The 11272-nt window shown below is 35.5% G+C and carries 9 protein-coding genes; 6 read left to right on the forward strand and 3 right to left on the reverse strand.

What is annotated here, in order from left to right; translation table 11 throughout:
- Positions 1–372: 372 nt before the first annotated feature.
- Positions 373–1398: a type I glyceraldehyde-3-phosphate dehydrogenase gene (gene gap / locus F6K40_RS14240; protein ID WP_293136892.1), complete on the forward strand. Its 1026-nt coding sequence runs from the start codon at positions 373–375 to the stop codon at positions 1396–1398.
- Between the two features lie 701 nt (positions 1399–2099).
- Positions 2100–2480, forward strand: coding sequence for a DUF1823 family protein (locus F6K40_RS14245; protein ID WP_293136894.1), 381 nt, complete (start codon positions 2100–2102; stop codon positions 2478–2480).
- Positions 2481–2823: 343 nt separating this feature from the next.
- Here the strand turns inward: F6K40_RS14245 and F6K40_RS14250 are convergent, their stop codons facing one another.
- Positions 2824–4968, reverse strand: coding sequence for a protein phosphatase 2C domain-containing protein (locus F6K40_RS14250; RefSeq protein ID WP_293136896.1), 2145 nt, complete (start codon positions 4966–4968; stop codon positions 2824–2826).
- A 724-nt stretch (positions 4969–5692) separates the two neighbouring features.
- On the opposite strand from F6K40_RS14250, the gene F6K40_RS14255 reads away from it, so the two are divergent.
- Positions 5693–5965, forward strand: a complete 273-nt coding sequence (locus F6K40_RS14255) for a hypothetical protein (RefSeq protein ID WP_293136898.1) — start codon at positions 5693–5695, stop codon at positions 5963–5965.
- A gap of 592 nt (positions 5966–6557) precedes the next feature.
- Here F6K40_RS14255 and ndhM read toward each other — a convergent pair.
- Both ndhM and F6K40_RS14265 read right to left on the reverse strand, forming a co-directional pair.
- On the reverse strand, positions 6558–6905 hold the full coding sequence (gene ndhM, locus F6K40_RS14260) for an NAD(P)H-quinone oxidoreductase subunit M (RefSeq protein WP_293136900.1): 348 nt from the start codon (positions 6903–6905) through the stop codon (positions 6558–6560).
- A gap of 152 nt (positions 6906–7057) precedes the next feature.
- Complete coding sequence (locus tag F6K40_RS14265; RefSeq protein ID WP_293136902.1) at positions 7058–8938, reverse strand: hypothetical protein; 1881 nt, start codon at positions 8936–8938, stop codon at positions 7058–7060.
- 704 nt (positions 8939–9642) lie between these two features.
- Between F6K40_RS14265 and F6K40_RS14270 the strand changes: the two genes are divergently transcribed.
- From F6K40_RS14270 to F6K40_RS41355, 3 genes are all read left to right on the forward strand, one after another.
- Positions 9643–9846, forward strand: a complete 204-nt coding sequence (locus F6K40_RS14270; protein ID WP_293136904.1) for a hypothetical protein — start codon at positions 9643–9645, stop codon at positions 9844–9846.
- A gap of 475 nt (positions 9847–10321) precedes the next feature.
- A complete protein-coding gene (locus F6K40_RS14275; RefSeq protein WP_293136906.1) occupies positions 10322–10528 on the forward strand; it encodes a hypothetical protein in 207 nt (68 codons plus the stop codon).
- Between the two features lie 472 nt (positions 10529–11000).
- Positions 11001–11210, forward strand: coding sequence for a hypothetical protein (locus F6K40_RS41355; protein ID WP_375340568.1), 210 nt, complete (start codon positions 11001–11003; stop codon positions 11208–11210).
- Positions 11211–11272: the final 62 nt, after the last annotated feature.

An 11272-nucleotide genomic window follows, 5' to 3' on the forward strand; every position in this document is an offset into this window, starting at 1 on the left:
CTGTACCTCACTAACCTGGGAAATGCTATATAGTAGGGAAAAAAGAAAAGTTTAGGCATCGTCAATTCTTTCTCCCTGCTCCCTGCTCACTCTTTTCTAGAGATCATGACTTACGCAAAGGCACTATATATGGTGTGGTGGTGCCTTACACTAGCGCTAACACACCCTACCAATAGCGTTCATCCGTAAGTCCTAGAGATATCTATTCATTCTGACTCCTGACTCCTGACTCCTGACTCCTAAAAGAATTTCCTTTTCTCAAGATTCTTAAGATATGGAAAAGAATAAATTATACCAATTGTCCTTGTGATAATTTCTAATCGGTAAGCCCTAATACTTATAGAAACCTTTAGCTATATAGGAGTTGTATCTATGCCTTTAAAAGTAGCAATCAATGGATTTGGCCGTATTGGACGTCTAGTATTTCGTGCTGGACTAAACTACCCAGACTTAATCGAATTTGTGGGAATTAACGATTTAGTACCACCACCAAACCTAGCTTATTTATTAAAATATGATTCAACTCACGGACGTTTCCAAGGAGAAGTAACTGCCTCTGATGATGGCATAACAATCAACGGAAAATTGATTCCCTGCGTGTCAGTTAGAAACCCTGCTGAATTGCCCTGGAAAGAAAAAGGTGCAGATTATGTAGTCGAGTCTACAGGATTATTTACCACTTTCGACGGTGCCTCAAATCATTTGACAGCAGGTGCAAAACGGGTAATTATTTCAGCTCCTACTAAAGATCCTGAGAAAGTAAAAACTTTACTGATGGGTGTGAATCACGACTTATTCGATCCAGCTCAAGATACAATTGTTTCTAATGCTAGCTGTACTACTAACTGTTTAGCTCCCATTGCCAAAGTTATTGACGATAATTTTGGTTTGAGTGAAGGTTTAATGACAACTGTTCACGCTATGACTGCTACTCAACCAACTGTAGACGGTCCTAGTAAAAAAGATTTTCGGGGTGGACGTGGTGCAGCTCAAAATATTATTCCATCTTCCACTGGTGCTGCAAAAGCAGTAGCTCTAGTTTTACCACAATTAAAAGGAAAACTAACTGGTATGGCATTCCGAGTTCCTACTCCTGATGTTTCTGTGGTCGATCTCACTTTCAAAACCGAGAAGTCAACCAGTTACAAAGATATTTGTGCAGCAATGAAAACTGCTGCCGAGGGTCCAATGAAAGGTATTCTTGGCTATACTGAAGATCCTGTAGTTTCTACTGATTTCACAGGTGATTCTCAGTCTAGTATTTTTGATGCAGGTGCTGGAATTGAACTTAATTCCAATTTCTTCAAAGTCGTTTCTTGGTATGATAATGAGTGGGGTTATTCAAATCGAGTCCTAGATTTAATGTTATCAATGGCGCAAAAAGAAGGTATAGCTTAACAAAATAGCTAAATAACCAAAAATTATAGCAGTTTCGGAGGCGCGTGAGGTACAAAGCTTTACTATTTCAGGACTTACGCAAAATACGAAATTATACACCACTTGTAGGGGCGAATGGCATTCGCCCTTACTATATATAGTGGTTCTGCTTGTAGGGGCGAATGGCATTCGCCCTTACTATATATAGTGGTTCTGCTTGTAGGGGCGAATGGCATTCGCCCTTACTATATATAGTGGTTCTGCGTAAGTCCTGTATTTGTTAAAAGCTGGAAATCTGTTAGTAATTTTGGCAGTTCAACCTTCCAGGTTGTTACAGCCCGGTCAGGCTGTGTTACACTGTACCTCACTATCCTCATGCATTGCTGTAAATTATGTTATACGATGTCCGGTTGAATAGTTATAAATAATGAGGGAGGAGTCAGGAGATCCCCCCTAACCCCCCTTGAAAAGGGGGGAACTGGAAGTCCCCCTTTCTAAGAGGAGTCAGGAGATCTTCCCTAACCCCCCTTAGAAAGGGGAACTGGAAGTCCCCCTTTCTAAGGGGGATTTAGGGGGATCATTCATTGATGTACTTCACCAGGATAAAAACTATTATATCAGGAGGAACAAGTTTTTTTATCACTAATTATCCGGACATGATATTAGAGGCACTCTACGCCTCTACATTATGATTAGTAAAATCATCTAAGGATTTAGCTTTTATGTCTGAACTACCACCACTAAACACAGAAACTATTCAAGCAATTATTGATGAAAAAATTGATGACAATACTGTTAATCAATTAGTTTGGTATTATCTTGGTTATCGCTATGATGATGCTACTGGTAATTGGGATGCTTCCAAGGTAGCACCAGAGTGGCGAGAAGAATATCCAGAACCTCCAAATTTTATTGAATTTCGTCCCCCTACTGTAAAATTGACTCGCTCTATTCCTAAAGAAAATAAACAATTATTGAAACAAAAATTGGGTTTCAAAGGTTATAAAATTGGTGAATTTACTCCTACACAAGCACGTCGTGCTACTATGGCAAATTGGCTTTTAAGTTATATGGAAATTGCTCACAAATCTGCCACAAATTAATATTTTTTGATTGAATTTGACTAATATATTATATATTACCGAAAAATTAAGGTTTACAGCAGTTTTCAGGTCAATGAACCACATAAAAAAATTATTCTCCCGTAGGGACGTTGCATAACAAAAATGCGTTTTCCGTTCCGGAATGCTGCGCAAACATGTCGCGCAGCGTTTCGCATTCGCGACATGAAAAGCGGAGCTTTGCGTTAGCAAAACGTCCCTACTTTGTGGTTTACTCAAATGAAAAGCGCTGTAAAGGCTATCCTTGAAAGGATAAAAAAATTTCCTTTTAACAAATCCTCTTCTTTTTAAGAAGAGGTAATTATTAATTATTAATTGTTAATTATTAATTATTAAAACACCCATCCAGTTTCTCTAAGTTCACATCAAACATATTGATGATATATAGGTTACTCTCTATTTTGACTTTTTGAATCCAACCTAAATCTTTTGGTTGTAAATAGTAGATAAATTCTGGATCGGTAGTTAATGATTTTGTAGTTGAGCATACTTCTAATTCTAACCAAGTTTCTTCCGGTTGATAAAATTTCCTCGTTACTTTGAGAATACTACCACTAGCAACTCTACCTTTAACAGTATTATCTTTGGTGCTAGTTAGCAATTCAATGGGTTCGTTTAATGCTTCACTTGGAGAGTCGCTACTACTAATCAATATGAATGATCCTACATCTAAGGATAAACTTGGAGAAAATGTAGGAGTTATTGGTAAATTAGACTGTTCTATCTCTTTGACATCCCGATTATCTGCAATCTTTGTTGTTGGTGGTTCTGTTGTCGGTGGTTTAATTATTTCACCAGCTATAGGACTTAAAAAATATGCTAATATTCCACCTAATCCCAGAAGTATCAAAATTCCTAACACATAAAACCACCAACTTCTATATTCTGAGTCATACATAGAAGTTTTAGGTTTATTCTCAACAAACTTACTATTAGAGTTGGAATTTACAGATAGTTCTTGTAAATGTGAAGTCTTAACATCTATAGGTGGGAGTGATATTTCTGTCGTTTGACTTTTAGGAGTCACCTGATAATGCACTAAAGCTACTGTTACATTGTCATGCCCATTTTTAGTGTTAGCAATTTCTATTAATCTATCTCTAACTGTAGCTAGATCCACTTTTCCTTCTAGCAATGGCAATATTTCTGTTTGCCAATATTCTTCTACTCGATCTTTATCACTTAAACCATCGGAACAAATCAAGAAAATACTATCCTCATCTATAGGAAAACGCTGTACCGTTGGATGTAGACTCATTGAATTGGTGATACCCAAAGCTTGTATTAAGGCGCCTGATGCAGCTTGTTTTATGGCATCATGATATAGAGAGTAACCTAATCTAACTTGACGACTAGCAACATCATCATCTAATGTTACTTGATGACACCCCCTAGGAGTAATCCAGTAAGCACGACTATCTCCTAGATGGGTAATATAGAGTTGGTGGAGATGAGCAAGTGCCATCACTAGGGTGGTTCCCATCCGTTCACGACCATGGCGTTCCTCACGATCGTTGCATTCGCAAATAGCATCATTAGCGACACAAGCAAATTCTTCTAACTTTGTAGTGAGAGTTAGAGGATCTGCATTTTCAGGAATATTTTGCAGTTGTTGGTACAGAACTTTGATTGCTAACTGGGAAGCTTCTTCTCCTCTATCTTGACCACCAATACCATCACAAACAATAGCTACTGTCTTAGAACTAGGTGGATAGCTAATCACAGTTTGACTAGGTGGGTGACAAGCATCTTCATTGTGATCGCGGTTTGGTCCGGTATCTGTAGCTGTGGTAATATGAACGCTCCGAACTTGCGCTCGCCCCAATACTTCTAAAGCTGTATCTAGTTGTGTTATTACCAGGTCAGCATTTTGTACCTCACCTGCTATCATTTGCTGACATAGTTGTTTCAAAAATTTTTCTACTACTGGATTAGCACTACTTACCCATTGTTGCCATAATTGACCTAAATGCTGCAATGTCAGAGATTTTTCATCTCGCTGTAGTTCTACTAAACGTACTAATTGCCCTTCTACCCGCAGATTTTCTGGATTTAGTAGACTCGAACCTACTTTTTGCACATTCAACGGTTGCCATAGTTGGGCTATTTGCCACAACCAGTTTAGCTGTCGCATCGGTGTAGCATCTTTCCATGCCGTAGTAATTTCTGGAACTAAGCTTACTTCTTCTTGATTTATTGGCCCTCCTTCTAAGAGCCATATTATTTTATTGCCTTTTGTTTCTGTTAGTGGTGCCAGTCCAAAAACTTGAGGGATATGAAGTCTATAGGGAAATAATTTTAGATATGGTTCTATGACACCCGGAATTTCTTCGGGCATCTGGGGCATTTTTTCTGGTTGAGTATCTAGTAATATATTACCATGCTGAACTTGATAGCGCTCTGCTATTATTTCTCCTGGCCGATAGGTTTTTATCCCTTCACCTATAGCCCACAGGTAGTGTCTTGGCATAGTGTTTTCCATCAGGGGTCCTCACCGCTTTCGGCCATTTCTTCGAAGTAAGTTAGATTTTTCTTGATTATTTATGCTGGTTGAATTAGGTTTTTGCGCCTTAGTTGTCAGTATAATTCCAATGTCTAAAAATTCCAATTGCTAGCTAGTAATTTTTTAGCTTAAAGTATTATACCTTTTTAATAAATAGGTTTGATAGAATCAAGAAAGTTAAGATTCCGTTCTACTAAACTTAACTCAAACTTACCCATTAGGGTTTTGGCAGTTCAGTTCCTATTTCACACAAGGACTGCTGACTATCGTCCGTAAAGTATCTTTGAGAACAGGAGTTTTCTCGCTCTTATTATCAAGCTACTGACACACATAAGTTGTAGCTTGTTGACGTAAGTTCTCTTATGTAATAGCACTTTATATTCATGCCCAACCGTGAGAATACAATTGAGAACTTGGATAAATCTATCAGCTATTACTAACTTTGATCTGTACCACTCACGCTTAAGCGAGCGGTTACCTTACTGTAATGAATTAGACATAATTTTAATAGTATCACAATAAAGATCTAAATCATATAGAACTATATCCAATTTTTTAAGTTCTGTAGTTAGCCCTAAAAATTTTCTCACTCAAGCTGCAAATATTCTCTGAGTTATATCTCTAAGTCATAAGTTGTAGTGTATTAGTTCCATCATATATATATTTTTCCGATCTTCAAGGAGGTCTATTTATGTCTAAATATTCTGATTCTAGCGCCTCCGGCAATTTTGGCAATCAAGAAACCAACAATTCACAGCCACTACCTCCAATAGAAATAGATGAATTACTGACTAAACTAAAACGTTCTCATGGATTATATTACAAAATGATTAATATTGAAATTTTGGCTTTAGTCGAAACTCTAGAGGAGTTTTTTCCCGGTAGTTGGAGTCAATTTATGGCCAATCGTCAGGTTTCTATGAAGCAATTTTTGCAACATTCTCAGAAGAAAAAGATTAATTAATGTAGAGATATGATCAATTATTCTATAATCTGATAATAGAAATATTATTATCATGCTTAGTAAATAAAATTGCTCCTAATTAATTGCTTGCTATTTAAGAATTACACGATGAAGCACAGCGATATTCATTGTCTCCAGAGCTGCTAACCTCGGTTTGGGCAAATTTTCGTAAGTTCAGCAGAACGGAGAAAAACACCTCACAGATTAGACATCGCAAGGTGTTTAATTTAAGTAGACTATACTGAACTAAGAATCCTGGTTTCTGGATAATCTTCACGCCTAATCGCAGGAGATAGTAAAATATTCAATTTTAGTTCAGTATTAGACCTCTCCGGAAAAGAGGGAGTAAGGAGTAGGGAGCAGGGAGTAGGGAGTAGGGGGAAAGAATTGATTATTTCTCTAGGATAATTGATTTGATTTTTGATGATCACCAGAGGTCTATTGTTGAGATAGAGCAATACTTCTAAATTCTGGAAGCTTTTGCTTTGAGGTTTGATAGGATTAATAAGTATAAATACTCACAAGCTTGATATCCTTGCCCTGTCAAAACTTCCCCAATATTTAGATGGGTTTGCTCTAATTCTTGAGATTACTATTTGGCTTCAGCATCAACATCTACTCTCGGTAGTCCTAGACTATAGTTATTGACACGACTACCAAGATTATAACTAATTTGACCTGATTGTAATAGGGATCGGACAAAATGTTCTAAATCGGAACCTATACAACGCAGGTTATATTCAGTTAAATCTGACCCACTATAAGATTCTACCAATTCGTCAAACTTTTGGTAAACCTGCTGCAGAACACTATCATTCCAGTTAAGTTCATTGTCGGGATCGATATCTAAAGTTAATACCTGATCATCAGGAACAAGTTCATTGTTTTCTATAATTCCGGCAAAAATACGAATATGTCTAGTTGTTGACTTTAATGGCATGGCTAATTTTCTCTGGTATTAGTTTTTGTTAAATTTTATCTTAAGTGTAGTCTTGGCAGATAGTATAACAACATAGTCCAAGGCCGAATTTATTAATCAGGTACTAAATGCCGATATATTTTTTCTTCTCTGGATAAAAATTTAGCAAATACTTACTCCCATTCTGGACCATTTAACTTACCTCGTAATTGCCACTTACCTAAATTGGGGTCATCAACTTCTAACAATCCACTATACAATTCTTGCTTGGCATAAGGACTCTCTAACACAGGCCAATTTTCTAAAATTCTTTTCTCTCCATTAATCACAGCATCTCCAATAGCACCATCTTGCTCATAAGTCATCACTATACGATCGCCTGCTAAACTTAAATAACTCAAACGCCCCTGACTATTCCATTCACTATCATCAACTTCAGTTCGATCCAGCGCCTGTTTCAAATTTGCCAACTCTCCAACATCAGCGACTCTGGCCACATCAGTCACCCAAGCAGTTTTCCTCCCCTTGGCAACCATTGCTTGATAATCTTTATATCTCTTCTCAGAGACTGGTATCTGTAAATTCACCTCATCTCCCCAAGGTCTAGCACATAACCAAATATTCTCAATCCGCCAAATATACCAATCTTTATATTTTATCGGTTCACCATAACGCTTTGGCAAGACTAAATGCGATCGCCCAGGTACTCCTGCCTGCAAATCTCGATCATTGAGAATTAACTGAAAAATGACTGCCCCTTTTTCCTGAACATATTGGTCTCCTGGACTACGACCAGTTGCCTGGAGTCCATGATATGTCCCACCTAAACTGACTACTGCATTATTGATGCCATTCGGATCACGCACCACTAACTTATAAGTAGCATATTGTGCCCTAATTGTACCCTCAACTTGATAACTTCGGGTAGGCTCTAGTAAAGTTCCTAAACTATAATCCTGGGTTACATAAAAGGTCTCCCATAAACCATTTCCTTGAGAGTAGCTATAGTAAATTGGATGACTTGCCCGTAGTTTAAATGGTAATGGTACTTGCTTACGAGCTAATGCCCGTAAATGTTCTGGGGGACGATATGTACTAAGAGCTGGTGCTAATGCTAGTCTAGCACTACTATTTTTCATTTTTTCTACGACTTCTATTTCATCTCCCCACCATATCCAAGCTACTGCACTTAACCCACTATTCCAGGTATTGCGGTCAAAACCTCGACTTTCAGCACCCCCAGCAGTTCCCCAGCTTAGTCTTAATGCCATATTAGTTGCGTACCAATCAAGCATTGCTTTGGCCAGTTTTTTTAACTCTGGGTCACGAGCAAAATCATAGATATTAAGCAATCCTCCAATACTATATCCATAATAAGTAGAAGAATGAAATTCTCCTTGTCCAATAGTTAAAAATTTATTTAGTTCACTTCGTAACCATGCCTCATTTGTAGCTTCACTCGCTGGATCTCCTACAGGCCAACCACTACCATCCATCAATGCTAAACCGGATGCACGTCCCATAAACATATGATTTTCTGTGCCAGTTTTTATCCAATTTAGGACTTTTGGTCGTTGTAGTTGATTTTTGTAAGATGTTAATATTTCTGACGGCATTTTTTCTCGAAATAAAAAGAAAATTCTCACATCTAAATAACTACGGAAATGATAAATACTTGGTTTATCTTTATCTAGTTGCAGCAAAATTTTCCAGGTTTTTTCTTGATTATAAAGTTGCCCTGCTGGTTCACCTTCTACACTTAATCTAGCTAAAATTACTGGTAGTAAATATTTATGAGGATCTCCTATGTTTCTTTTTCTCCACCAATTATCTAATTCTTCTAAATCTCTGGCTGCTAGTTTCTGACGAATTGCTAAACTTCGCTCTTGAAATTTATTATCTTCTTCCCAACTTTTTTGTTGTAATACTGTTGTTATTTTGCTTGTTTCTGCTAATTTTATTTGATTATTTGCTTGACACCCAGATGTTGTATGGCTCAAGAGTAAAGTGGTAATTATTGTCAGAAAAATATAGGATTTTTGCTGGAATTTCATATTGATTTATTTCCAATAAAATATCTCTAGTTTACATTAGATTATCGCATAAAAAATTAGGATTTTTATTTACAAATATAGATATATTATATATTATTTTAGAGACTGTTTGTAAAAGGAATATTAAATCCAAGCTTAGGGTTGGTTAGGCGACAATAATGGGTGAATCGGAACCAAAATTTAACTTGACGCACCCACGGAAAATTAAGCACTCTGGCTATTTTAATCTTTCCTTGTGCATTCACTCTCTCATTATAACAATTAATAGTAATTCGATCTATTTTTGGTACAAATAGAGACTATTGATTATAAGTGCTTGTGTTTTTGTATAAATTTATCTCTCAAAATTTAGCGCTCGAATTTACTATTTTTTTTCTTTTTCTTATTCTTTAGCAAGTTATTTATAGTATTATTTTTTCGATTTGATATATTGCATAATATCATATTATCAAATTTGATAATTTTTAATTGTTATATTGGTTGTTTCTAATTCACAAGTATATTTTAAAAAAAAAATTAATATTTACTTTGATTCTAGAAAATTTATAATTATTAATATTTTCAGTCAATAATTTTCTCTTAACTAATGTGACATAAATCACTAATTGGCAGGAGAAATATCACTTGGACTCAAGTTTTTTATCACAGTTACTAATCGTTAGATAGGCAATACTAAGGATAGTGAATTATAGCTATTAACTTTTATGCATTATTTACATCAAGCTTTTCTACCGGAAGTAATAATCACAGAATTAGTATTTCAAGTATATCGGTCTGGTATTTTGACTCAGGAACACAGAAAACAACTCAGGAATTTATTTTTATACTATAATTTGAGTGAAGAAGATACCACAGCAATTAATAGATTACTTCATGCAATTCGTCGTGGATGGCTCAAGATAGTATAGAAATCATTCCTAATTTATGAAATATTTAAGAATGATTAATATAAATTAAAACCCTTTTATATTCTGACTTCTGACTCTTAATTACCACTAAAATCTCACAACTGAAATATGATTGCTATATAATAAAATCACCCTTTTTCTAATGATTGATATGTAGTTCACAATCCTGTATTTGAAAAAAGTATTAATTAAAAATATATAGCTCTTAATACTTTGAGAAATTCCATGTGCAACTTTTTCCAAGCAATGATATTTAGAGAGTTTTAAGCAGCATATTTTCAGTCAAAGACCTAGAACATCTGATGATTCTGTGGAAAGTTACACATCCCGTTTGAGTAGATAATTTTATTTTGGCTAATGTGATATAAATCACTAATTGTCCGGATAAATATCATCTGGGTTCAAGCTGTTTATCACAGTTATTAATTCTTAGATAGGGAATGATAAATATAGTGAGTTATAACAATTAACTATTATGAATTATTTACATCAAGCTTTTCTACCAGAAGTCATAATTACAGAATTAGTATTTCAAGTATATCGATCCGGTATTTTGACTCAGGAACACAGAAAACAACTCAGGAATTTATTTTTATACTATAATTTGAGTGAAGAAGATACCACAGCAATTAATCGATTATTTCATGCGATTCGCCGTGGATGGCTGAAGATGGCAGATTAACAAGTTCGTCATTCTGTTAAGAAAAAAAAAGTGTATAAGTATAAGAAAAATAGCCTTTTTCTAAGGATTGCAAAATTTAATTATTAGGGAATAATCAAAAATACTAATTATTACCATGCTATGCCTAAATTGGCTCTCAGGGTCTATAGTAGTAGCAAATTTTCATCTTAATATACTTATCAAATTCCCACATTAAAATCCTTAGAGTCTTTATTACTGACTCTTGATTCCTAATCCCTAACCACCATATATATCTAGCAAAAATACATTTAAATTTGCCACAACTATAACATTTCATATTTTCCATATCTATCAACTTCTAGAGAATGGATATTTTCAACACAAACTTTCTATCAAATCTTTAACTCATAGAGTTCTTTATAAATAAGATTCCTCTGAAACTTGATTTATTGGAAAATAATTGAAAAAATTGCTTCAGAATATAAGATAATCATGGTTTGAGATAAAAATTGTGGTTTTGGGTAAAATTAACTTAATTTTGAAGTTGTCACGATTATTTTCTTATGCACAAATGAGTGATCTTTATATCTCTTGGCCAGAGTATCATCAAACAATTGAATATCTAGCAGCAAAAATTTATCAATCTCAATGGGAGTGTGCGACTCGTTGGCCACTAAACCAGGGAACTGGGTATAAATGGCCGTTCCAAGTCAATACATGAGGGGAAACCTCGACTTGTGAATAACTCTTATTACCTTGGTGGTGAAATTCCATCTGCCCTGT

Source organism: Okeania sp. SIO3I5, assembly GCF_010672085.1.
Lineage (GTDB): Bacteria > Cyanobacteriota > Cyanobacteriia > Cyanobacteriales > Microcoleaceae > Trichodesmium.

Coding starts and splice junctions, on each gene's coding strand:
- F6K40_RS14245 (WP_293136894.1), top strand. CDS start 2,100: ATGTCTGAACTACCACCACTAAACACAGAAACTATTCAAGCAATTATT.
- F6K40_RS14270 (WP_293136904.1), top strand. CDS start 9,643: ATGCATTATTTACATCAAGCTTTTCTACCGGAAGTAATAATCACAGAA.
- ndhM (WP_293136900.1), bottom strand. CDS start 6,905: ATGCCATTAAAGTCAACAACTAGACATATTCGTATTTTTGCCGGAATT.
- F6K40_RS14275 (WP_293136906.1), top strand. CDS start 10,322: ATGAATTATTTACATCAAGCTTTTCTACCAGAAGTCATAATTACAGAA.
- F6K40_RS14250 (WP_293136896.1), bottom strand. CDS start 4,968: ATGCCAAGACACTACCTGTGGGCTATAGGTGAAGGGATAAAAACCTAT.
- F6K40_RS14255 (WP_293136898.1), top strand. CDS start 5,693: ATGTCTAAATATTCTGATTCTAGCGCCTCCGGCAATTTTGGCAATCAA.
- gap (WP_293136892.1), top strand. CDS start 373: ATGCCTTTAAAAGTAGCAATCAATGGATTTGGCCGTATTGGACGTCTA.
- F6K40_RS14265 (WP_293136902.1), bottom strand. CDS start 8,938: ATGAAATTCCAGCAAAAATCCTATATTTTTCTGACAATAATTACCACT.